General features: G+C 47.5%; 24 protein-coding genes and 1 riboswitch. Of the genes, 18 read left to right on the top strand and 6 right to left on the bottom strand.

Going from position 1 to position 24,246, the window contains the following annotated elements:
- Positions 1-30: 30 nt before the first annotated feature.
- Genes NE619_RS04680 through NE619_RS04670 form a run of 3 tightly spaced genes read right to left on the bottom strand, consistent with a single transcriptional unit; the run spans position 31 to position 2,514 of the window.
- The gene (locus NE619_RS04680) at positions 31-975 is read right to left on the bottom strand and encodes a 3-hydroxyacyl-CoA dehydrogenase NAD-binding domain-containing protein (protein WP_256131208.1); all 945 of its coding nucleotides are present in this window, start codon (positions 973-975) and stop codon (positions 31-33) included.
- 27 nt (positions 976-1,002) lie between these two features.
- A complete protein-coding gene (locus NE619_RS04675) occupies positions 1,003-1,578 on the bottom strand; it encodes a GDSL-type esterase/lipase family protein (RefSeq protein ID WP_256131207.1) in 576 nt (191 codons plus the stop codon).
- Positions 1,579-1,587: 9 nt separating this feature from the next.
- Complete coding sequence (locus tag NE619_RS04670; RefSeq protein WP_256131206.1) at positions 1,588-2,514, bottom strand: AEC family transporter; 927 nt, start codon at positions 2,512-2,514, stop codon at positions 1,588-1,590.
- Positions 2,515-2,671: 157 nt separating this feature from the next.
- Positions 2,672-2,773, top strand: a riboswitch (TPP riboswitch).
- A gap of 67 nt (positions 2,774-2,840) precedes the next feature.
- Here NE619_RS04670 and thiT point away from each other — a divergent pair.
- Positions 2,841-3,473, top strand: a complete 633-nt coding sequence (gene thiT, locus NE619_RS04665) for an energy-coupled thiamine transporter ThiT (RefSeq protein WP_256131204.1) — start codon at positions 2,841-2,843, stop codon at positions 3,471-3,473.
- Between the two features lie 90 nt (positions 3,474-3,563).
- Here thiT and NE619_RS04660 read toward each other — a convergent pair whose 3' ends face one another.
- From NE619_RS04660 to NE619_RS04650, 3 genes are all read right to left on the bottom strand, one after another.
- Positions 3,564-4,301, bottom strand: coding sequence for an amidohydrolase family protein (locus NE619_RS04660; protein WP_256131203.1), 738 nt, complete (start codon positions 4,299-4,301; stop codon positions 3,564-3,566).
- Positions 4,295-4,840, bottom strand: coding sequence for an ECF transporter S component (locus tag NE619_RS04655; protein WP_256131202.1), 546 nt, complete (start codon positions 4,838-4,840; stop codon positions 4,295-4,297). The genes NE619_RS04660 and NE619_RS04655 overlap by 7 nt, the downstream gene beginning before the upstream one ends.
- Before the next feature lie 265 nt (positions 4,841-5,105).
- Positions 5,106-5,729 carry a thiamine diphosphokinase gene (locus NE619_RS04650; protein ID WP_256131201.1) on the bottom strand — a complete coding sequence of 208 codons (624 nt, stop codon included), beginning with the start codon at positions 5,727-5,729 and terminating at the stop codon, positions 5,106-5,108.
- Between the two features lie 226 nt (positions 5,730-5,955).
- On the opposite strand from NE619_RS04650, the gene NE619_RS04645 reads away from it, so the two are divergent.
- The 17 genes from NE619_RS04645 to NE619_RS04565 all read left to right on the top strand — a co-directional run bounded on the left by NE619_RS04645 (position 5,956) and on the right by NE619_RS04565 (position 24,210).
- A complete protein-coding gene (locus NE619_RS04645; RefSeq protein WP_256131200.1) occupies positions 5,956-6,228 on the top strand; it encodes a NifU family protein in 273 nt (90 codons plus the stop codon).
- Between the two features lie 124 nt (positions 6,229-6,352).
- The gene (locus NE619_RS04640; protein WP_256131199.1) at positions 6,353-7,825 is read left to right on the top strand and encodes a 4-hydroxyphenylacetate 3-hydroxylase family protein; all 1,473 of its coding nucleotides are present in this window, start codon (positions 6,353-6,355) and stop codon (positions 7,823-7,825) included.
- A 204-nt stretch (positions 7,826-8,029) separates the two neighbouring features.
- A complete protein-coding gene (locus NE619_RS04635; protein ID WP_256131198.1) occupies positions 8,030-8,293 on the top strand; it encodes a hypothetical protein in 264 nt (87 codons plus the stop codon).
- 41 nt (positions 8,294-8,334) lie between these two features.
- Positions 8,335-9,651: an acetyl-CoA hydrolase/transferase family protein gene (locus NE619_RS04630; protein ID WP_256131197.1), complete on the top strand. Its 1,317-nt coding sequence runs from the start codon at positions 8,335-8,337 to the stop codon at positions 9,649-9,651.
- 62 nt (positions 9,652-9,713) lie between these two features.
- Complete coding sequence (locus NE619_RS04625; protein WP_256131196.1) at positions 9,714-10,838, top strand: 4-hydroxybutyrate dehydrogenase; 1,125 nt, start codon at positions 9,714-9,716, stop codon at positions 10,836-10,838.
- Positions 10,839-11,008: 170 nt separating this feature from the next.
- On the top strand, positions 11,009-11,362 hold the full coding sequence (locus NE619_RS04620) for a DUF4190 domain-containing protein (RefSeq protein ID WP_256131195.1): 354 nt from the start codon (positions 11,009-11,011) through the stop codon (positions 11,360-11,362).
- A gap of 122 nt (positions 11,363-11,484) precedes the next feature.
- A complete protein-coding gene (locus tag NE619_RS04615) occupies positions 11,485-12,321 on the top strand; it encodes a DUF975 family protein (RefSeq protein WP_256131194.1) in 837 nt (278 codons plus the stop codon).
- A gap of 45 nt (positions 12,322-12,366) precedes the next feature.
- Positions 12,367-12,618: a cysteine-rich small domain-containing protein gene (locus NE619_RS04610; protein WP_256131237.1), complete on the top strand. Its 252-nt coding sequence runs from the start codon at positions 12,367-12,369 to the stop codon at positions 12,616-12,618.
- A 148-nt stretch (positions 12,619-12,766) separates the two neighbouring features.
- On the top strand, positions 12,767-13,873 hold the full coding sequence (locus NE619_RS04605) for an ATPase (protein ID WP_256131193.1): 1,107 nt from the start codon (positions 12,767-12,769) through the stop codon (positions 13,871-13,873).
- A gap of 57 nt (positions 13,874-13,930) precedes the next feature.
- Positions 13,931-15,136: an ATP-grasp domain-containing protein gene (locus tag NE619_RS04600; protein ID WP_256131192.1), complete on the top strand. Its 1,206-nt coding sequence runs from the start codon at positions 13,931-13,933 to the stop codon at positions 15,134-15,136.
- A 24-nt stretch (positions 15,137-15,160) separates the two neighbouring features.
- Positions 15,161-15,883, top strand: a complete 723-nt coding sequence (locus NE619_RS04595) for an aspartate/glutamate racemase family protein (RefSeq protein ID WP_256131191.1) — start codon at positions 15,161-15,163, stop codon at positions 15,881-15,883.
- Entirely contained in the window at positions 15,880-17,394 is a 1,515-nt protein-coding gene (locus NE619_RS04590; RefSeq protein WP_256131190.1) for a Mur ligase family protein, read from the top strand. Before NE619_RS04595 ends, NE619_RS04590 begins: the two co-directional genes overlap by 4 nt.
- Positions 17,395-17,405: 11 nt before the next feature.
- Positions 17,406-18,683 (top strand): chloride channel protein, encoded by a 1,278-nt coding sequence (locus tag NE619_RS04585; protein ID WP_256131189.1) that lies wholly within the window; start codon positions 17,406-17,408, stop codon positions 18,681-18,683.
- Between the two features lie 31 nt (positions 18,684-18,714).
- Complete coding sequence (locus NE619_RS04580) at positions 18,715-19,191, top strand: flavodoxin domain-containing protein (protein WP_256131188.1); 477 nt, start codon at positions 18,715-18,717, stop codon at positions 19,189-19,191.
- 401 nt (positions 19,192-19,592) lie between these two features.
- Positions 19,593-21,038 (top strand): APC family permease, encoded by a 1,446-nt coding sequence (locus NE619_RS04575; RefSeq protein ID WP_256131187.1) that lies wholly within the window; start codon positions 19,593-19,595, stop codon positions 21,036-21,038.
- A gap of 239 nt (positions 21,039-21,277) precedes the next feature.
- Positions 21,278-22,627 carry an aspartate aminotransferase family protein gene (locus NE619_RS04570; protein WP_256131186.1) on the top strand — a complete coding sequence of 450 codons (1,350 nt, stop codon included), beginning with the start codon at positions 21,278-21,280 and terminating at the stop codon, positions 22,625-22,627.
- A 140-nt stretch (positions 22,628-22,767) separates the two neighbouring features.
- A complete protein-coding gene (locus NE619_RS04565; RefSeq protein ID WP_256131185.1) occupies positions 22,768-24,210 on the top strand; it encodes an APC family permease in 1,443 nt (480 codons plus the stop codon).
- The last annotated feature ends 36 nt before the right edge of the window (positions 24,211-24,246 follow it).

The following is a 24,246-nucleotide window of genomic DNA, read 5'->3' as shown; positions in this document are numbered from 1 at the left end:
TGTGCGGGGATGCGGCCTTTTTCAGCGAGATCATTTATTTTCTTTCAGCATCCGTGTGCGGGCAACCATCTGATCGCGCCACAGCGTGTATTCCTCATGGGTTTTCGATCCCATTACAGGAGCAAACCCGGAAACGCATTTTTCAATAAAGGCCTCATCATAATCCGTCACTTTATGCTGTTCTTTAGTAAAAAATTCGATCATGTAATCCTTGTACTTTTCAAGGCCGTCCTTGAGGTTGGCCGAATTGAGCTCCTCCACGCCGTAAGGACCGGTAAATGCCCAGCGCAGGCCCAAGCCGTCCGTCAGGGCGCGCTCCACCGCCTCTACGCTGCAAACGTCCTCCTTGACCAAATAGAGGGCTTCCTGGATCAGTGACAGCTGAATCCGGTTGAGCACATATCCGTAAACTTCTTTACACTGGATCGGTTTTTGCCCAATGGATTCCATAAAATCAAAGACCTGGTCTTTTATTTCCCGGGAAGCCTTATCTCCCGAGATCTCCATAAATGGAATCAAATGGGGAGGATTGGTGGGATGCGCCACAATGCACCGCTCAGGATGGTTGGTAACATCGGCGGCGATATCGGAAATTTTCAGGCCGGAACAGCTGGACCCGATTGGAACATGGGGAGGCGTCAGATCCGTAAGCTTTTTGAAGATGTCCTGCTTTAAGGGCAGGTCTTCCCATAGACATTCCTGGATATAGTCCGCGTCCTTTACCGCTTCCTGCAGGCTGTCGGTTGTATGGACTCTGCTGAGGGCTTCCTGGACCCCGTTTTGCGGAATCATCCCTTCGGAAGCAAGAAATTCCAGGGCCTCCCTGATCCGGTCTTTGACATTGTCCAGCGTGGGAGATTTGCGGTTGTACATATACGTGTCAATTCCGTTTCTTGCGAAAACGGTTCCCCAGCTGTATCCGATAAAACCGCAGCCGATTACAGCCACTTTCTTGATTTTGTTTTTATTTTTCATGTTTATACCTCATTGATTGATCTTTGCCTAGAAACCGCGAAGCGCTTCCAAAACGATATCGGCTATGATTTCATGGCCCTCGGCAGTAAGATGAATCCCATCCAGATAAAAGTTCTTGCCGGGATTCCGGGAGAGGACTTTTTGAAATTCTCCATAAAAATCCACATGCAGAAGATCAAATCCGCGGCAGAGAGAAAGAAGCCACTCGCGCAGGGTTTCGTAGCGCATTTTCACCAGATCAAAACTGGTCAGCTCCGGCCAGCCGGCTCTGGCGGCGGCAGGGTCAAAGGGCGGAGAGGTGCAGACCACGGGAATCATATTATTGTGGAACGCCTGATGCACCATAGCAAAATAATTGGCCTGGACCACTGTTTCGGAAACGCCGGCGAAGAGATCGTTGAACCCGCCGGTGATAAACAGATAGTTGGGCTTCTCATTGACTGCGTCACTGCAGAAGCGGGCCAGCATTCCGCCGGTGGTATCTCCATTCACGCCTTTATTGATAAAGGTGCTGCATGGTGTGTTCAAAAGATATACCCAGTTTTCGTCCCGGGCAACGCCGAAACCCTGAGTAAAACTGTCGCCTAAACAAACGGTACGCATAAAAACCTCCTAAAGTAAAATGCTTGCATAAACGGGTATGGTAATCAGGCTGACCAGGGTGGACAGGCTGACAAGATTGGACGCGTATTCTCCTTCCACGTCGTAAAACTGGGCCAGAATCGCTGTCTGGGCATGGCAGGGAAGGGATGCGCAGAGAATAAAGACGCGAAGGGGAAGACCGCTCACGCCGGCCAGCGACAGAGCGCCCCAGATCAGCAAGGGGCTGATGAGAAATTTTCCCGCCAGAATCAGCAGCTGGTCAATCGTGACCCTTGTCATTCCTTTGGACACAGAGACTGCCAGATTGGAGCCGATTACAAGGAGAGACAGCGGTACGCACATATCGCCCAGATAAGAAAGCGCTGTTTCAAAAATAACAGGCAGTTTCCATTCCAGCCCTGCCAGCAGGCAGCCGATCATAACTCCAATGAGGCCGGGACTGAAGATCCGTCTTACGGAAAAAGCTTTAAAGCTGTTTTTATCCGATGCTTTTGAAAGGGTCCAGGCTCCCAGACTCCAGAACAAAATGATGGTGACCAGATAAAAGGTAAAAAGATAAGGAAGCCCGTCGTGTCCGAAAATAATGCTGATGATGGGCAGGCCGATAAACATGGAATTGTTGAAGGTGAAGGTCGTATCAAAGACTGCTTTTTTCTTCTTCGGCAGCTTCATCAGGCGGGAAAGTCCTTTCCCCAGAAGATGCAGACACAGCAGGCAGGCGGTGATTACAAGCAGATTGATGACCGAGGCGCGCAGCATCTGCGGAGTAAACCGATTCTCAATGCTCACCACGGCCAGCGCCGGAGCCGCGATCTGAACGACAGCGGTCGAGAATACCTGATTGGTATTGTCCGGCCATTTTTTTGTCTTTGTAAAATAAAAGCCCACTCCCAGCAACAGAAATACAACCAGGACGCTTATGATTCCATTTATCAAAATCTTTACCTCACTTTTTCAGTAGTTCCATTATAGCCTTACCTCCATTGAAAAATCAAGAGTCGACACGTCAAACATGCCTGAGGCTCCATAAAAATAATCGGCTGCCGGATTTGTTGACAAAAGAGAATCATTGGCAGTATAATAAGCCGAATCAACAGAATGCTAGGGGAGCTTTCGCTGAGAGGAGCCGTTTTTGGCCATACCCTCAAGACCTGATCCGGATAATGCCGGCGCAGGCAAGCAATTTATTTCCGAAATCGGAAGAAATTTATTTCCGATTTGGACAAATTCTCAGTTCCCCTCCTAAAAAAGGAGGATTTTTTATGTCATTACAAACTTTTTTTGAGTCTGCAGCCGGACAGATCACATCCATCGCGGCGATTGTTTTACTATTTGCGGGAATTTTGATCTCTGGTAAAGGCAAGAAGCCGGATACCAGGGCAATGGTAGCTTCGGCGCTCCTGGTGGCTCTGGCGGTGGTTTTAAAACAGGTAAAGCTGTTTCCCATGCCTCAGGGAGGGGATGTGTCGGCTTTCGGCATGCTGCCCATTGCCCTGTGCGCCTATTTCTTCGGAGTGCGCAGGGGCGTGATGGCGGGAATGTGCGTCGGACTTGTAGATCTGATCTTTAATCCATACGTTATTCACCCTGTGCAGCTGCTGCTGGATTACCCTTTGGCCTTTGGAGCCATCGGTCTTGCGGGAATACTGAAAAATCGAAAGGCGGGATTGATCGGAGGGTATCTTCTCGGTGTGCTGGGGCGCTACATATGCTCGGTTCTTTCCGGTATTATTTTTTTCGGAGCATACGTTCCCGAAGGCTTCAATGCGGTAACATGGTCCTGTTGGTACAATTTCGCCTATTTGGGAGCGGAGGCGGCGATTACTGTGGCGCTGCTGGCAATTCCGCCGCTGAGACGAAGTCTTACGCGTCTGAAAACGCAGTTCCGGAATTAAAGGCCCATCGATTCTGCTTTGGCAATAGAAAAAGGGGCTGCTCAATAGAAAGTTTTATTTCTTATTGAGCAGCCCCTTTTTTGATCTTCTTTATAGTTTTAATAATTTTTTTACATTGTTATAGAATACATCTTCCAGCTGTTTGTCGGTCAGGCCGCTGACGATGGTTCGCTGCATTTCTACAGTAGGGTGATGGAAGGGAGCGTCAAGGCCCCACATGATCCGGTCACTTCCCACTTTTTCGTAGGCTTCCTTGATCTTGGTGTGCATTGGCATTCCGGAAGTCTCCAGATACAGGTTCGGGTATTTTTTTGCCATGTCGATCGCCGACTGAACGTACATGCCGTTTCCGTGTCCCATGTGGATCATGACCATCGGCAGATCCGGATAGATGTCCGCCAGCTGTGCTACGCTCCACGGCAGGGAGAAAGGCGGATGACCGGTGTGGATCATGAGCGGGATGTCCAGCTCTCCCGCCAGCTCTGCGATTGGGAATACGCACTCGTCGTTGGGTAGATAGCTGTGGGAAAGGGGATGCAGTTTAACTGCCTTGAAACCGTGATTTTTCACAGCGTCCCGGAGCTGATCGACCGCTTCCTTTTCATTGGGGTTTACCCATGCGGCGCCGACAAAACGGTCGGGATATTTATCTACCGCGTCAATGCTTTCTTTGATAGGATATGTAGAAATAACGGCCTTTTCAACATTGTATTCGTCCATCTGCTCGATCAGTTCTTCCGGCGTGATGCCCACATCGGACCAGCCTCCAAAATAACCGATATGACTGTGGGCGTCGATCTTTTTAAAACTCTTCATACGTTCTAACATGCTTCTGCTCCTTTCCCATCCGTGGTGTAGATAAAGTGTCTTTTCAGGCTTGTCTTCTGCAGCGCTTCCGAAATTACAAAAGCGATGATGATTCCCGATACCGCCTGGAAAGTCAGTCCCGGCATAGCGGCGATCGCTGCTGCTTTTCCGAAAAGCACATACCAGAAAATCACGTAAGCAACCCCCTGAGTCAGGCCGCCTGCGACGGCGGAAGCGATCCAAAGTACGCGGCCTCTGAGACCAAAGGCGTGGTGCTTAATCATTGCTCCCATGACGAGAGCCATCAAAACCTTGCAGATTAAAGTCGGCAGTGCCCAAATCGTATAACCGCTTACAATATCAGCGATCGCAGCGCCCAGGCCGCCTGCGATGGCGCCCCGTTTTCCTCCCAGCATGAGTACGGAAAGGAAGATCATCGAATCACCGATGTGGGCATAACCAAAGGGCCCCGGGAACTTAATGATAAATACGCCGAAAAATACAATTGCGATGAATAATGCGGTTTCGCATAAATTCTTTACCTTTTCTGTCTGTCTCATTTTTTCCTCCAAAATTTATATTCTTTTAATAGCATACTACCAATCTGTAATTGTAAAAAGAGACAAAAATAAGAAGTTTAATAATAACAATTTTGTGGAAAAAGAAAAAAGCAGATGAAAATCTGCTTTTAGATATACAGTTTGAGAGCGGCGGTAAAAAACAGTTGAGCATAAGCTCCTGTCCGTTTTTCATCCGCCTGGCGGGAGGGGTCGGACTTTGGTCCGGAAGTAGGGATTCCGTACTATGATTGACTTTTGGAGGCTGTCAGTCCTCCGAAAGCACAACGAGCAAGGTGCCGTTTTTTACGCATATGCGTACATGGTCTTCTTCGTACTCATTGCTGACCCCCAGAGGAAAGGTCCGGGTCAGCGTATAATCGTTCAATGGGTATTTGGCCCCGGAAATCGTTACGCCTTCGCAGTTTTCCGACAGCGAAAACAAAGAAACGTGCTGTCCTTCCTTTTTTGGCAGTCGCAGCTGCCCGTCCCTCAGTATGGTGCAGTAATTTTTTCTGTCTTTGATGGCGATTCGATCGACTTTGTCAGCGATACCGGACATCAGCTGAATGTTAGCGAAGGCATGGTCAAAGCGTCCGCCGATGCCGCCGATAATGAGAATGTCTCTGTAGCCCAGATCCAATGCGGCCTGAAGGCACAGACCCGTGTCCGTATCATCCTTTTCCGACGGGAAGGTTACGATCTCGATTCCAGACTGTATGCGCCCGGTGAGAGAATCGAAATCTCCCATGAGAAAGTCGGGCACGATGCCGGCTTTCCGGGCGTGATCATAGCCTCCGTCGGCGCAGATGATGAATCCCGGCTGCTCGTCACAGATGAGATTGGACAGATCTCCTTCTATATAAGAAGTAATAATGATACATTTTTTCATAATTGAGATACCCTGATTCTTATTTTAAATAATCTGAAAATAACGAACAAAATCATTATATCACAAAAGTAAAATGCTTTTGCGAAAAATAATTGTAAGAACGCAACAAAAATCCTAAAATAAGACAAACTTTTAATGATTATCCACTTGAAAAAAGAACGCAATAGGGATATAATCAAAAGAGTGACATACGAATTGAAATGACAAAATTCGAGGTGATAAAAAAGTGAGAGAACAAATTGAAAAAGTTCTGAAAGAAAAAGTAGACCCGGTGCTTGCGGAGCATTACGGCGGCGCAACGCTTACCGGATTTGAGAATAATGTCGCAAAGGTGAGACTGACGGGAGCATGCGCATCTTGTCCTTCGGCGCAGTATACCATCGAGGATGTGGTGAAAAATATCGTCATGGAAAATTGCGAAGGAGTCAAAGATGTGATTCTTGACACATCCGTCAGTGAAGATCTTTTGGACATGGCCAAAAAAATTTTACGGAAATAATTGGCATGTTAACAAATGCAATTCGTTGGTATAAGAATTGCATAAGTTATAAACGGTTAATGCTGGGGGACATGCCGGAATTGTCCTGCATGGAACCTAAGAATAAAAAAGGAGTGATTTTATTATGCTAATGACAGGAGAACAGTACATTGAGAGCTTAAGAAAGCTGAAGACAAGAGTTTACATGTTTGGTGAAGAGATTGAAAATTGGGTGGATCATCCAATCATTCGTCCGTCCATCAACTGTGTTGCAATGACTTACGATCTGGCTCAGGACCCACAGTATGCTGACTTGATGACTGCAAAATCCAACCTGACCGGAGAAACAGTCAACCGGTTCGCACATCTGCACCAGAGCACGGATGACCTGAGAAAAAAGGTTAAGATGCAGAGACTTCTCGGACAGAAGACTGCTTCCTGCTTCCAGAGATGCGTAGGTATGGACGCTTTCAATGCTGTATTCTCGACAACATATGAGACTGATAAAAAGTATGGCACCAACTATCACGAAAACTTCAAAAACTTCCTGATCGAAGTTCAGAAGAATGACTGGATCGTAGACGGCGCTATGACTGACCCGAAGGGTGACAGAGGTCTTGCTCCACACGCACAGAAAGATGCTGACCTGTTTGTACATATCGTTGAAAGAAGAGAAGACGGTATCGTAGTAAGCGGAGCAAAAGCTCACCAGACCGGTTCCATCAACTCCCACTGGCACATCATCATGCCGACACAGTCAATGAGAGAAGAGGACAAAGATTTCGCAGTATCCTTCGCATGTCCTTCCGACGTAGAAGGTATGTACATGATCTACGGAAGACAGTCCTGCGACACCAGAAAACTGGAAGAGGGAGCTGAGATCGACCTTGGTAACGCTAAGTTCGGCGGACAGGAAGCATTAGTTGTATTTGACAACGTATTTATCCCGAACAAGTACATCTTCCAGGCTGGAGAATATGACTTCGCAGGAATGATGGTAGAAAGATTCGCAGGATATCACAGACAGTCCTACGGCGGATGTAAAGTTGGTGTAGGCGACGTTGTTATCGGCGCTGCTGCTCTGGCTGCTCAGTATAATGGAGCTCAGAAAGCTTCTCACGTTAAAGATAAGCTGATCGAAATGACTCACCTGAACGAAACTCTGTACTGCTGCGGTATCGCTTGCTCAGCTGAAGGTTATGCTACTCAGGCTGGTAACTACCAGATCGACCTGCTGCTGGCAAACGTATGTAAGCAGAACATCACCAGATTCCCTTACGAAATCGTAAGACTGGCTGAGGACATCGCTGGTGGTCTGATGGTAACAATGCCTTCCGAAAAAGACTTCAAGTCCGATCTGAAGGTTGGAAGAAACGGCGAAACAATCGGCGAAATCTGCAACAAGTTCTTTGCTGCTTCCCCGGCTTGCACGACAGAAGAGAGAATGAGAGTATTAAGACTCTTAGAAAACCTGTGTCTGGGTGCTGCTGCTGTTGGATACAGAACAGAGTCCATGCACGGTGCTGGTTCTCCGCAGGCTCAGAGAATCATGATTTCCCGTCAGGGCAACATTGAAGGTAAGAAAGAATTAGCAAAAGCTATTGCTGGAATTAAATAACCTGCGGTAGTAAGAAGAACGATAATAGGCCGCTGTGGGCATCATACCGTAGCGGCTTATTTTTTAACGAGACAGACAGGAAAATTTTAACTTAGGTATATCTCCCAGGCAGCACTGAGGCTGGCAGGAGGTCGATATACCGAAATATGACCGGCCCGGCCGGCATATTACATAAAATTTGACGATAAAAGGAGTTAATGGCAAATGAAGTGCGGAGTAAGGTTCTGCGGCGGGTGCAACCCAAGATATGACCGGGGCAAGGCCCTTGAAAAAATAAAGGAACAGCTGACGGATGTTGATTTCGTTCATGCGGCGGAGGGCGAAGCGCACGATTTGCTGCTGGTCATCGGAGGATGCACGAACTGCTGTGCGTCTTATGATCAGTTCGAAACAAAACTGGGTATTCTGAAAATGTGGGATAAAACTCACATCGATCAGATCTGTGATGAAATCGAAAAAAAAAATTAGAACTAGAAAAAAGTTAATGTTTAAACGGAGGATGCAAAATTATGGACTGGAAAGAAATATATGAAAGCAGAAAATGCTCTGCTGATGAGGCGATGAAACTGATTCAGTCAGGCGACCGTGTTCTGTTTGCGCATGCCGTTGCTGAACCTCAGATTCTGGTAGACGCAATGGTGGCAAACAAGCACCTTTATAAAGATATTACCGTATCTCACATGGTTACACTGGGTAAGGGCGAATATTCCTTGCCGGAAAATCATGATGTATTTACATTCGAAGGCTGGTTTACAAGCCCAAGCACGAGAAAATCCATTTCTCAGGGTCACGGCGAATTTGTTCCGGTATTTTTCCATGAAGTGCCGAAATACATAAGACAGGACATTTTCCACGAAGATGTACTGCTGGTTTCCGTATCCCAGCCGGATGAACACGGATTCTGCTGCGTAGGCGTTTCTTCCGACTACACCATGCAGGCTATCAAATCCTGCAGAACAGTTCTGGCAGAAGTAAACGATCAGGTTCCTGTTGTTTTCGGCGATACATTCGTACACGTGAGCGAGATCGATGCTTTCGTTGAAAATTCACACCCGCTGTTCGAGAGCAAGCCTGCTAAGATCGGTCCTGTTGAGGAAGCGATCGGTAAGAACTGCGCATCCCTCATCGAAGACGGCGCTACACTGCAGTTGGGTATCGGAGCGATTCCTGATGCCGTACTTTCACAGCTGGGCGACAAGAAAAACCTGGGTATCCACTCAGAAATGATTGCCGACGGTGTTGTTGAACTGTATGAAAAGGGAGCTATCGACTGCAGCCAGAAGGGTATCGACGAGGGCAAAATGGTCGTTACATTCCTGATGGGAACAAAGAGACTGTACGATTTCTGTAACAAGAACCCGATGGTAGAACTGAGACCGGTTGATTATGTTAACCATCCGGAAGTTGTTGCCAAGTTAAAGAATCTGGTATGCATCAACGCATGCGTTCAGGTGGACTTCATGGGACAGATCGTTTCCGAATGTATCGGAACCAACCAGATCTCCGGAGTAGGCGGTCAGGTAGACTTCGTGCGCGGCGCTGCAATGTCACATGATGGCAAAGGTATCGCTATCATCGCAATGCCATCCGTAACCAATAAAAAAGACGGCACTAAGATTTCCAAAATTGTTCCGTTCATCGATCACGGCGCTGCAGTTACAACTTCAAGATGTGACGCCGACTATATCGTAACAGAATACGGTATTGCCAGAATGAAGGGAAGAACTCTGAAAGACAGAGCAAGACAGCTGATTAACATCGCGCACCCTGATTTCAGGGATGAGCTGAAAGAACAGTTCAAGGAAAGATTTAAAGACGAATTCTAAAGATGCGAAAGCATTGTTAAATAGTTAGTTAAATTGTTAAGAGAAAAAAGAGAGGTAACATTATGCAAGCATTAAGAGTAGTACCTGCGATTCATTATTTTGACACATTCAAGGAATTCAACGATGAATTCAAACTGGGCAAGGGCGACATCCTGGTAACAAACCAGTGGATGTATGACCCGTATGTAAAACCGCTGGGAATCGACATTCCGGTTATTTACCAGGAAAAGTACGGTGCCGGCGAACCGACTGACGAAATGATGGACGCCATGAAAGTCGAAATGGATAAGTATGATTTCGACAGAATCGTTGCTTTTGGCGGCGGTACAATCGTTGACATCTGCAAAGTATTAGCTTGTGAGATTCCGGATAAAGTAGCTGATCTTTACACTGGTAAAGTAGCTCCTAAGAGAGTAAAAGAACTGATCGTAGTTCCTACAACTTGCGGAACCGGTTCCGAAGTAACAAACGTAGCGGTAGCTTCCATTCCTTCCCTGGACTTAAAGAAGGGTATTGCTGACGAGCAGACTTATGCTGATACGGCTGTGCTGATTCCTGAATCCCTTCAGGGACTGCCTGACAAAGTATTCGCTACTTCTTCCGTAGACGCTCTGATCCACGCTGTTGAATCATTCCTGTCACCGAAGGCATCTCCTTTCACAGAAATGTATTCTATCAAAGCGATCGAAATGATCATGAACGGATACAAAACGATTATCGAAAGAGGCGGAAACACTGCTGAGAACAGAAAAGATCTCTTAAAAGATTTCTGTCTGGCTGCTAACTATGCCGGTATCGCATTCGGCAACGCTGGCTGCGCTGCAGTTCACGCTCTGTCCTACGCACATGGCGGAGCATTCCACATCGCTCACGGCGAAGCTAACTTCATCTGCTTCACAGAAGTATTCAAGATGTACATGAGAAAGCAGCCAAAGGGCAAGATCGAAGTTGCCAACAAGCTGTTTGCTGACGTACTGGGATGCGATGCTGCTGACGTATATCCGGCTCTGGACGAATTCTTAGGCAAGATCATCGAAAAGAAACCGCTGAGAGAATACGGAATGACTCCGGACCAGGCAGCTCCATTTGCTAAGTCCACAGTTGACAACCAGCAGAGACTCTTAGGCAACAACTACGTATTCCTGACAGAAGAAGAAATCAAAGAAATCTTTGATAACCTTTACTAAAAATAAACATAAAAGAATAAACGGAATACAGCTGCGGCGCCGATTTTTACATCGGTGCCGCAGTTTCTGTATAATACAGGAAATATGGAATGCATACCCGACTGCATGGATTTATGGTATAATAATAAAAAGAAAACTTAATGCAACTTGTGAAACAGCGGGGTGAGACCATGGAAGACAAAAAAAGAACCAATGAAGATGTAAATCTTGTCAATGAGAATGAAGAAGTGGAACGGCTTATTGAAGAAGTAGAAGAGGCCAAAGGGACTGTTTACAGGCAGGCCATGAGCGAGAAGGCGGTAATTGCTTTTACGCTGGGGGTTCTCAGCATCCTCTTTATTTGGCTGTTCGTTTTCGCGGCTCCGGTTCTGGGCGCGGTGGGCATTGTCTTCGGCATCCAGGCCAGAACGGAAGCGAAAAAGACCGCTTACGGCGGCAATGGTATGGCCACGGTAGGGCTTGTCTGCTCGATTGTTGCTTTGGTAGTTTCCGTAGTAAAAATCCTGTATGTCCTCGTACTATAAGAAGAGCAGATTGCGCGGTCAGCCTTGACACTGCAAATATTCTGTGATAACTTAAAACGTAATATTGTAAAGGATATCTTTGACATTTAATTTCGACATTCAATGAGGAGGAAAAACAAAAAATGAATAATATAATCGTATTGGAGCCCAGCTCAAACCTGCGGGCGCTTGGGAGGAACGCTTTGGCAGGGAAGTGGAAGATCGCCATTATCGCAGTGCTGATCTATCAGGTCTGCATTTCACTTCCGGCACTGATTCTGGACCAGTTGTTCGGCAGGACGCTGGGCGAGCTATACAATAATCTCTACTACAACAATTCTTACGGAATGGACGTGGTAGAGGGGATCAGCTATGGGGCTCAGAAAATTTCCGCTATGTCCGGCGTATATGTGTTTCTGGTGACAGGAGCCTTTACTCTGGGTCTGACGATATTCTTTATCAATCTTTTTCGGGCAAAATCTACGGACGCGGCGCAGGTGTTTTCCGGGTTTGAACAATTTTTCAAAGCCCTGGGCCTGATGTTCATGATCGGCTTGTTCACATTTCTCTGGACGCTGCTGTTCATTGTTCCGGGAATCATTGCGATGCTCCGTTACAGCCAGGCATTCTTCATTCTGGCCGACGATCCGGACAAAGGCGTCATGGAATGCATCAACGAGAGTAAGTGGCTGATGCATGGAAACAAAGCGAAATTTTTCTGCCTGCAGCTGTCCTTTATCGGCTGGATACTGCTGACTTCTTTTGGTATAGGGGTTGTCAGCGGATTCCTCGGCGTGTTTATCGGAGGAGGCTCGACCATGATGATTGTTATCAATTGGATTCTGGGACTGGCAATTTGCTGGGTAACGGCCTACGTAACGGCGACAGAGGCGGCGTTTTACGACATTCTCAGGGGCAATCTGCGGGCCAATGCTCAGAACGACGCAAAGATCAATACCTATACTCCGGGACAGTATTAATAAGGAGGCTATGGATTGAAACAGAAGCAGGAACAAAAAAACTATATGTTTTTCAGCCATCGGGATTGCGAATTCTTTCCGTGCCATAAAGCAGCGGATACGGAACAGTTCAACTGTCTCTTCTGTTACTGTCCGCTCTACGCTCTGGGCGATGAGTGCGGGGGAAACTTTAATTATACGGAGAACGGAATTAAGGACTGCAGCGACTGCACGATTCCCCACAGCCCCGGCGGCTATGAATACATAATGAAGAACTTTTCCAAAATTGTGGAGCTGACGAAAAAAGATACCGAGTGATAGATGTGATATTCTGAAATAGAAGAACGGCAGGGCCTTGCGAAACGAAGTTTTCAGCGCAAAAGCCTTTGCCGTTTTCTTTTTGTCACATGGATGGGCCCCCTTTGCATAGTATAGGAGAGGTAAACTTAAAAGGGGGAATTTTATATTGAACGGTAAAATCAGACATATCTATCCGGGCGGAAATACGCCGGAAGGCTTCTTTTCCTACTATCAGTACATACTTGGACAGCAGGAGGCCAACCGTATCATCTGTCTCAAAGGTGGTCCTGGAGTGGGAAAATCGACGTTCATAAGAAAGATCGGCGAACACTTTATTGAAAAGGGTGAAGACGTGGACTTCATGTGGTGTTCTTCGGATGCCGCTTCTCTGGATGGGATCGTGCTGAAACAGAAAAAAATTGCCATTATAGACGCTACCAGTCCCCATGTGGTTGATCCGGTCAATCCGGGCGCTGTGGACAGCATTGTGCATCTGGGAGAATTCTGGAACGGGGAAGCGCTGAAAAAATGCAAGAGCCACGTAATGGAAAGCAACCATAAGATCAAACACTGGTTCGGCTATGGGTACAATTACCTGGAAGCCGCAGGTGCCCTTGCGGACGCACTGGCAACTGCGTATGAAGATGCCATCGAAGACGGGGAGCTGTACAAGATCGCAGCAGGGATCGTAGGCGACGAGCTGTCCCATAAAGAGATCGCGCTCAATCCGGGACAGATGAAAAAATACTTTGCCAGCGCCATCACGCCGGAGGGCGTACAGCATCACCTGGAGTCGCTTATTGAGGGCTACGATAAGCTGTATATGATTACCGGACCTGTAGGTCTGAGCAACGCCAGACTTTTGAATATCGTCGCCGAGAGCGCCATTTACAGGGGTATGGACGTGGAAGCCTTTTACTGTCCGATGAAGCCGCGGGAAAAGCTGGAGCATCTGTTGATTCCGCAGATGAAGACTGCATTCCTTTCTTTGAATCAATACCATGATCTGGAACCGTGGGAAAGGGAAGAGGAAATCCATCTGATCGATATGAATGACATCATAAGCTGGTCCAGACTGGAAGAACTGAAACCAATGCTGGCGGATTGCAGCAGAAGAATGTCCGAACTGATTAAGGAAGCGACAAAATGCATCGTGAGGGCCAAGAAAGAACACGATCGTCTGGAGAGCTATTATATACCAAATATGGACTTCAAAAAAATAGATGCGCTCAGGGATGAAATCATTGGTAAAATTGAGAAAAACGTATTATAATATAAGGTAAGGTTTTGCGCCTTTTTAACAGACTACAGAGTAAAAGAGGAGAACACGATGGATAAAAAATTCGTACCATTACTTTTTGCCGGAGATATAAATGTATGCAGCGTAGCCCGGGCTTTCCACGAGGAATATGGGATCGTTTCCAGCGCTTACGGAAAATATCCCACCGGACCCTGCATGGACAGCAAGATCATAGATTATAAGGCCAATGAAAAAGCGGATGAACAGGAGACTTTCCTCAGGCTGGTTAACGAGTTCGCAGCGGACCATAAGGATGAGACCGTCCTTTTGATCGGCTGCGGCGACAGCTATGTCCAGCTGGCCAGCCAGAATAAGGACAACTTTGCGGAAAACGTCATCGCTCCGTATATTGATATTGACCTCATGAACGATCTGATCCACAAAGAGAAATTTTATGCCATGTGCGAAAAGGTAGGAGTGGATTACCCGACTACCTATGTGCACAAGAAAGAAATGGGACTTGAAGTAAAAGCGCCCTTTGAAGGACCGTATATCATCAAACCGTCCAATGGAATCGAATACTGGAGACATCCGTATCCAACGCAGAAAAAGGTTTACAAGGAAGAAACCTGGGAAAAGACTCTTTCCGTACTTTCCGATATCTACGGCTCCGGCTATGCCGATTCTGTGATTATCCAGAATTTCATACCCGGCGACGACACATATATGCGGGTGCTGACCAATTATTCGGACAAGCACGGCAAGGTAAAAATGATGTGTCTGGGACATGTTCTTCTGGAAGAGCACACGCCTCATGGCCTGGGGAATCACGCCGTTATCATTACAGAAAAAAATGAAGAAATCATGCGCCAGTTCAAGGCGCTGCTGGAGGAAATCGGATATGTGGGCTTTTCAAACTTTGATATTAAATATGATCAGCGGGATGGTAAATACAAAGTGTTCGAAATCAACACCAGACAAGGTCGAAGCAACTACTATGTGACCGGTGCGGGAGCCAATATCGCCAAGCTTTTGGTAGACGATCATATCCTGGATAAGCCTTTGGAATTTAAGGCTGTGGAGAACGAGCATATGTTTACGGTCGTTCCGAAAAAGGTGGCCTTTACCTACATCCGGCCGGAAGAATACAGGGAGAAGATGCGCAGACTGATAGCTGAGGGGAAGGTTTCCAATCCGCTGATCTACGGACCGGACCGGAGCCTGGTGCGCAGGCTGAGGGTGTTTAAAAACATGCACAGGCACCATGCCGCCTTTAAAAAATATTACGATCTGTAAGCAATTAAAAAATGGAGAAATGGGATGAAAGATAAGAATAAGGTATTAGGCGTGATCGGGGGAATGGGACCCCTCGCCACACAGCTGTTTTATAAGATGATGATTGAAAATACGCAGGCTCACAGGGATCAGGAGCATATCAACATGGTGATTCTCAACCATGCCACCATGCCCGACCGGACTCAGGCCATCATGGATGATGAGCTGGATGATCTGCTCACCAGACTCACAGAGGACGCGGAGACGCTGGAAAAGAGCGGGGCCGATTATATTGCCATACCGTGCAATACCTGTCATGTGCTCATAGATGAGCTGCAGGAAAAGACCAGCCTTCCGCTGGTCAATATGATAAAGGCCGCGGCAAGGCAGATTGAGGAAACTCATGGAAAGGGCGCCAGAGTGGGAATCATGGCGACTGACGGAACGGTCAAAATGGGGCTCTATCAAAAGGAATGCGAAGCCCGCGGGCTGGTTCCCATCATACCTTCACCGGAAAACCAGAAAAGGGTCATGAAAATCATATATGATGGGATAAAAGACGGCGGTCCGATCGACTACGATGACTTTGAGACCGTGGAGACAGAATTTCGGGACCAGGAATGCGATTGTGTAATCATGGCCTGCACGGAGCTTTCCTGCTTTAAAGAACAATATGAACTATCCGATTATTTTGTGGACGCTATGGAGGCAATGGCAAAGGAGGCCATCGTGCTCTGCGATAAAAAACTCAGGAGGAATGATAAATGATAAACAGGCTGCATTTGCTGAAAGAATATACTGAGCTGCTGGAGGATAACGGCATGGTGGCCGAGACACACATACCGGAAGAGATGCTGGAAAAGAAAGTGAACTACGTTTCCTTTAATTCACAGGATATAAAATACGATACCCTGTTCATCTGCAAAGGCGCCCACTTTACCGTGGATTATCTGCTCAGCGCTTTGGAAGAAGGGGCCTTCGCCTACGTGAGCGAAGTGAAGTACGATAAGGAAGCGCCGGATGCGCCGTATATCATTGTAAATAACATGCGCCGGGCGATGGCGCTGCTGGCGGATCTGTTTTACAATCAGGTGTGGAAAGAACTGACCATAACCGGTATCACCGGAACCAAAGGAAAATCGACCACTACTTATTTTATGAAGTACATTCTGGATGAATATCTGCGGGATCAGAAAAAACCAATCAGTGCGGTAATTTCAGGAATCGACAACTATGACGGCATCATCAATGAAGAGTCCCATCTGACAACTCCGGAAGCGTTGGATCTTCACCGCCATTACGATAACGCGGTACGGAGCGGAATTGAGTTTCTGACCATGGAGGTTTCCAGCCAGGCTCTCAAATACGACCGCACCTACGGCATCACCTTTGACGTGGGGTGTTTTTTGAACATTGGCACCGATCATATCAGCGATGTGGAGCATCCCAGCTTTGAGGACTATTTAGCCGCCAAAATGGTGCTTTTCGGCCAGTGCCGGATCGCCTGCATCAATCTGGAAAGCGAATATGCTAAGATGGCAATGGAAGCGGCATCAGGAAAAGCAGAAAAGATTATAACCTTCGGTTTGAAGCCGGAAGCCGACCTTTGCGGTTATGATGTGGAACCGGGCAAGCGGGGCATTTCTTTCAAAGTAAAATGCGACAGCTTTGATGAAGAATTCAGGATCGGCATGACCGGCCTGTTCAATGTGGAAAACGCTCTGGCTGCCATTGCCATTTCCTATGGGCTGAACATTCCCCTGGAATACATCAAGGCAGGTCTGAAAAAGGCCCGCGTCAGCGGCAGAATGGAGATCTATACCAGCAGGAGCGGCGGTCTGGACGTGATCGTGGACTACGCTCACAATCAGATGAGCTTTGAGTCTCTCTTCAACTCCACCAGAAAGGAATACCCGGGAAAGAAAATCACGATCGTTTTCGGGTGCCCGGGAAAGAAGGCGCTGGGACGGAGAAAAGAACTGGGCGAGATTGCCGGCAAATATGCGGACAAGGTTTATATCACTGAGGAGGACGCAGGTGAAGAGCCGGTTATGAAGATCTCAGAGGAAATTGCCAGCCATGTAAAGGAGTACGATTGCGAGTGCAATATCGTCGTGGACAGGGAGGACGCCATTCGCCAGGCCATAGAAACGGCGGATGACAATACGGTGATCCTGATTACCGGCAAGGGCAGAGAAACGAGACAGAAGAGGGGAACGCAATATATTGATACCCCGTCCGATGTGGAATATGTAGAAACTTTCTTAGCAGAAAAGTAGAGGTACATTACATGGGTAAAATTACAAAAAGGAGTCTGGGGGTTTTCGCCCTGTTTTCCCTTTGTTTAGGGGCCTGCGCGGGAGCTGTGGTCTGGGCGCTGCTCAGGATTATGAATCTGGGGATTCATCTTGTATGGGATGTAATACCTGAAAGCTTCGGACATCCTGTGGTGTACAATTTTATTGCCTGTCTGCTGGGCGGACTTATCATCGGACTCTGGCAGACAAAATTCGGCATCCTTCCCGATACGCTGGAAGGCGTTATGGCGGATCTCAAGCAAAAGGGAACATATCCGTACAACCGGCTGCATATACTGGCGGTATCGGCACTGCTGCCGCTTATTTTCGGCGGCAGTCTGGGACCGGAAGCCGGTCTTACGGGAATCATCGTCGGTCTCTGCTGCTGGATCGGCGACCGACTGAAATATAAGGGCGCGGAGGTAAAGGAACTGGCACAGGCAGGTATTGCGGCAACGCTCGGCGTTATTTTCAATTCTCCCTTTGTAGGCATTGCCAACAACTTTGAAAATAAGGATCTGGAGGATGAAGAACCGCAAAAGGCGCCCGCTGAAAAGCTGGAGATGAAAAAGGCCAAAACAATGGTCTATGTGGCGGCGGTCATAGGAGCCCTCGGCGCTATGGGCGGTCTGAGCCATCTTTTCGGCGGAGGCATGGGCATTGCCAGATTCGGACGTGATGTGGACATCACCTTTTCCGACTGGAAATGGTTTCCGGTTTTCGCGGTCATCAGCATTCTGTGCGGGATGCTGTATATGCTCTGCAACCGGATTACTTCTGCGCTGGGTGAACGAATCATCGGACACAGAATCATCAGCTGCATGCTGGCAGGTCTCTTTCTGGCAGCGCTGGGCACGCTGTTTCCCTGGACCATGTTCTCAGGGGAGCATGAAATGAGTGAAATGATGGAAGTCTGGCAGCAGCAGAGCTTTGCGGTACTGTTTCTGACCGCCCTGGTCAAGCTGATCCTGATCAATTTATGCGTTAACCTGGGATGGAGAGGCGGGAACATTTTCCCGGTTATTTTTTCAGGGGTTTGCATGGGCTTCGCAATGGCCATGATTACAGGAGCAGAACCGGTATTCGCAGTGGCGGTATGCGTTTCTGCACTGTGTGGTTATATTATGAGAAAACCGCTTACGGTCATCGGTGTGCTGCTTTTATGCTTTCCAATCACGATTATTATCCCGATGGCAGCGGCAGCTTACGCGGGAAGCGTAGTGCCAGTATTTGGAATATTAAAGAAAAAAGGAAAAACAGAATCTATGTAGAAAAAGACAACAAAAGAACAAGGAGGGTATTATGAACGTACTGATTGCTTATGCCAGTAAGACCGGAACTACTGCGAAATGCGCCAAAATTTTAAAGGCGCTTGTGGATGATGCGACTTTGTGCGATCTGACGAAGGAAAAGCCGGATCTGAGCCAATATAACTGTGTTATTGTGGGCGGAAGCATACGGATGGGTTTGATTCATAAATCCTCCAGGAATTTTATCGCAAAGAATAAAGAAACGCTGATGAGAAAGAAATGTGCTTTTTTTATTTGCAATTGTTTCGTAAATCAGGCGGACGCGTATCTGAAAAAGAACATCCCCGAAGAACTGCTGAAAAAGGCCATCGCCACGGGCAGCTTCGGCGGCGAGATCTCCCTGGAAGATCAAAAAGGATTTGACAAGCTGATTATGAAAATGGTCGCCAAAAAAGGAAAGCGCTCTGAAAACACAAAGCTGCATACTTCCTCAGAAGCAATCAATAAATTTGCTGAAAAGATAAAATAAGGAATATTGACCATAAATCTATTGCGGCAGGAATAGAAAAACAATTCAGGATAAAGTCGGAAAAAAGTTTCCACAACCCCAAGGGGAGAAATGGAAATTTTTTTCCGACTTTTCTATTTGCGGCGAATGATGTCAGAATTAACAGATTCTTTATTCCCTTCCGCCGCAAGGGAAATACGGGTGAAGCTTGTTAAACTTTTAATGATGGCACGGTTCTTGTACATATATATAAGTGCAATAAATATAAAAATTTTAACGGGAGGGAGGTAATGCCGCAAAAAAAGGAACTGCCATAAAAACGCCTTGTTCAGGTAATTTATGGAGAACACGAGAACAATTTACGAGGAGACAGTTGTTTTAGTGAACTTATTAAATTATTTGTATTTCAAGGAGGAATCATTATGAGTCAAGGAGGAAGACAGGAACTTCAAAAGTCTCTGAACATGAAAGACGTATTGGCGCTGGCTTTTGGTACGATGATTGGCTGGGGCTGGATCATGCTGGCCGGGTCCTGGGTAGGAAACGGCGGAACTATGGGCGCCATTTTAGCATTTGTGCTGGGCGGAGTAATGGCGACCTTTGTAGGTTTGACCTATGCGGAGCTGACGCCAATGCTGCCTTTGTCCGGCGGTGAACTGGTATTTTCCTACAGAGCGATGGGTTACAACGCATCCTGGTTTACAGGGTGGATGATTACCCTGGCTTACATCGGAGTAGCCGCGTGGGAGGGTCCGGCGCTGGCAAACGCGCTTAGCTTTCTGTTCAGCGGATTGCTTCCTAAATTAGGTACATTATACGAGCTTCAGGGCTCGGAAGTAACAGGGATATTTTTAGTGATCGGATGTGTGGGAGCAGTCATCATGACGGTGCTCAACTACAGAGGAGCCAAGGCCTCCGCCATCTTCCAGACAACGGCGACCATAGCCATGGCAATCGGAGGAATCGCTTTTTTCGTATCGGGAACGGCGACCGGAAGCCTGGAAAACATGCAGCCGATGTTCACAGACGGAACGGGGTTTGTAGCTGTTGTTCTGGCAGTGCCTGCAATGTTTGTAGGGTTTGATGTAATCCCGCAGGCTGCTGAAGAAATGAATATCCCGCTGGGAAAGATCGGTAAAGTAATGATCATCGCGATTGTTATGGCAGCCACATGGTATATTATTATGATTTTGGGAACGGCATTATCCACTCCGGGAGATGTGCTTGCAGGCTACAACGCAGACCCAGACAGCGTACCTGTAGCAAACGCCTGGGCTTATGCGATGGGTACTCCCGTATTTGGAAAGATTATGATTATCGCGGCAATGTGCGGTATCCTGACATCATGGAACGGCTTCATCGTAGGAGCATCCAGAGTAATCTTTTCCATGGCAAGGGCGCACATGCTGCCGAAAGTATTTGAAAAAGTTCATCCTAAGTATGGATCTCCGACAGCGGCGATTCTGCTGGTAGGCCTTATCACAATACTCTCACCGCTGCTTGGAAAGAGCGCTCTCAGCTGGTTTGTAAACGCAGCGGCGTTCGGTACGGTTGTGGCATACTTCATGGTATCTTTGTCCTATCTGATTCTCAGGAAAAAAGAGCCGCAGCTGGAACGTCCTTTCAAAGTCAGGAGAGCAGGAATTCTGGTCGGCATATTGGCCGTAGGGGTAGCCTTGTTTATGGTATCCCTGTATCTGCCGATTTACAGCCCGTCGCCGTTAAAACCGATCGAATGGTGTCTTGTGGGCGGATGGATCGTCCTGGGGATCATTCTGTTTATCTTCAACAAATTCGGCAAAAACGGCAAAGCAAGCGAGGCTGAAATTGAATTCCAGATGTTTGGTGACAAATATAAGAGATTCTAGCTCGGAAAAAAATTTCCGGACTGCTTGTAACGGAAAAAATGTGATCGTTCAATTTTCAGAAAAATAAAATTTAGCCGGTGTGTAAATTTCAACAGTTTCCGCCGGCTTTCGACAGAAAATATATGTTAAGTTTTTAACTATGGCATGGTTCTTGTATTTATTAAACATAGTTATATGATCGTGAGGCCTGCCGAAATACGGATCAGGTTTCATAGAGAAAACTCGAAGGAGGGAACAAAATGTTAAGAGAAGCACTACCTAAAATCGTGACTCCGCTGCCTGGCCCTAAGGCAAAGGAAATCATTGCCAGAAGAGAGGCCGCGATTCCAAACGCGATTAAGTGCGGATATCCGCTGGTTATTAAACGCGGAGAAGGCGCAATGATCGAAGACGTGGACGGCAACCTGATCTTAGACTGGGTTGGCGGAGTAGGCGTACTGAACATCGGATACAGCAATCCTCAGCTGATCGACGCTGTAAAAGAGCAGTCCGAAAAATACTTCCATGCAATGATGAACATCACAACGCATGAGAGGTACATCGAGCTGGCAGAAAAGATGAACGAAATCGTGCCGGTAAAAGGCGACAAGAAAAAGACCATGTTCGTAAACTCCGGAGCGGAAGCTGACGAGAACGCGGTAAAAATTGCTAAGAGCGCTACCGGAAGACCGAACATCATCGTATTCACAGGCGCTTTCCACGGAAGAACGCAGATGACCATGGCCATGACCGCTAAGAAAGCATATGCCATCGGCATGGGACCTTTCCCTGACGGCATCTACCGGGCAGAATTCCCGAACCTTTACAGAAGACCGGAAGGCATGAGCGAAGAAGAAGCCATCGAATTCTATGTAGGCAAGCTGGAAGAAGTCTTTATCGAAGCAACACCGAAAGACGCTACGGCTGCTATCGTATTCGAACCGGTACAGGGCGAAGGCGGATTCATTCCGGCTCCGATCGAATGGGTTAAGGCAGTAAGAAAGATCTGCGACGACAACGGAATCCTGATGATCACAGACGAAGTACAGTCCGGCTGGGCAAGATCCGGAAGAATGTTCGCGTCCGAATACTTCAAAGAAGCAGGATGCGCTCCTGACATCATGACAACAGCGAAATCCATCGCAGGCGGACTTCCTCTGTCAGCAGTAACAGCAAGCGCTGAGATCATGGACGCAGTAACAGCCGGAACCATCGGCGGTACATACTGCGGTAACCCGGTATCCTGCGCGGCGGCACTGCAGGTAATCGACGTTATGACAAAAGAAGACTATCCGGCAAAGGCAAGAGCAATCGCAGAAAAATGCACAGCTAAGTTCAACGAATGGAAAGAAAAGTATGACGTAATAGGCGACATCAGAGGAACAGGCTGCATGATGGGTATTGAATTCGTAACAGACAGAGCGAAGAAGACTCCGGCAGCTGATCTGGTAGCCAACATCGTAAGCGCAGCAGTTAAGAAGGGTCTGATCCTGGAAGCAGCCGGTACATACAACAACGTAATTCGTTTCCTGTGCCCTCTGTGCGTAACAGACGCTCAGATCGACGCTGGTCTTGAAATCTACGAAGAAGCAATCAAGGAATGCTTATAATCAATTACTATTGTCCGCGGTAATAAGAAAAAACGAACATACACGAAGATTAATTATTTTGAGGCAGGGCGCAGTTTGATTGCGCCTGCCTCCAGCAATCATATTTTATAATTTGTATTTGAACAAAGGAGAGAGTAATTATGAGTCAAGGAGGAAGACAAGAACTTCAGAAGTCCCTCAACATGAAGGACGTTCTGGCACTGGCTTTCGGTACAATGATCGGCTGGGGCTGGATCATGCTGGCAGGCACATGGGTACACAACGGAGGAGTTGTGGGAGCAATTTTGGCCTTTGCGCTGGGCGGCGTAATGGCGATATTCGTAGGCCTTACCTACGCAGAACTGACACCTGCCCTTCCGCTGGCAGGTGGCGAGCTGGTATTCTCGTACAGAGCGATGGGATACAACGCTTCCTGGTTTACAGGATGGATGATCACTCTGGCATACTTAGGCGTAGCGGCCTGGGAGGGACCTGCGCTTTCCAACGCGCTGGGATTCCTGTTCGGCGGCATTCTGCCGGATCTGGGTACACTTTACACGGTTCAGGGATCGGACGTTACTGGAATGTTCCTGCTGATCGGCTGCATTGGCGCCGTTATCATGACCTTTATCAACTATAGAGGAGCAAAGGCTTCCGCTGTATTCCAGACAACTGCGACAATCGCTATGGCTATCGGCGGTATCGCGTTCTTCTGCACAGGCGCTATCAAAGGCGACATCAGCAATATGATTCCTTCTTTCACAGACGGAAAAGGTTTTGTAGCTGTAGTTCTGGCAGTACCTGCTATGTTCGTAGGATTCGACGTAATCCCGCAGGCTGCTGAAGAAATGAATATGCCGCTGAACAAGATCGGTAAAGTTATGATTATTGCCATCAGCATGGCTGCGGCTTGGTACATGATCATGATCCTGGGCGTTGCCCTTTCCGCACCGGAAGCGATCCGGACCGGATTTGTAAACGACCCGAACGCGGTTCCTGTAGCCAACTGTTTTGCATACGCACTGGGACATCCGGTATTCGGCAAGCTGATGATTATCGCGGCGATGTGCGGTATCTTAACTTCCTGGAACGGATTTATCGTAGGCGCGTCCAGAGTTATCTTCTCTATGGCAAGAGCTCACATGCTGCCGGCTATCTTTGGTAAGGTTCATCCGAAATACGGTTCTCCGACAGCAGCTGTACTGCTGGTAGGCGTTATCACAATTCTGTCACCGCTGCTCGGCAAGAGCGCTCTGGTATGGTTCGTAGACGCAGCTGCCTTCGGTACGGTAGTAGCGTACTTCATGGTATCCCTGTCCTTCCTGATTATCAGAAAGAAGGAGCCGGAACTGGACAGACCGTTCAAGATCAAGGGCGGAATGCTGGTAGGCGTGCTGGCAGTAGCAGTTGCGCTGTTCATGGCATCCCTCTATCTGCCGATCTACAGCCCGACACCTCTGACAGGCATCGAATGGGCACTGGTAGGCGGATGGATCGTACTGGGAATCATCCTCTTTATTGCCAATAAAGTTTCTGCTAACGGTAAAGCTTCCAAGGCAGAGGTTGAATACCAGATGTTTGGAGACGACTACAAGAGATTTTAGTTATTCCTTTCAATAGCAAGCGAAATTAAGTATAAT

Source organism: Anaerovorax odorimutans, from assembly GCF_024459955.1.
In the GTDB taxonomy this organism is placed as follows: Bacteria; Bacillota; Clostridia; order Peptostreptococcales; family Anaerovoracaceae; genus Hominibacterium; species Hominibacterium odorimutans_A.
Note: the sequence above shows the minus strand (reverse complement) of the source record. Positions and strands in the feature narration are given on the sequence as shown.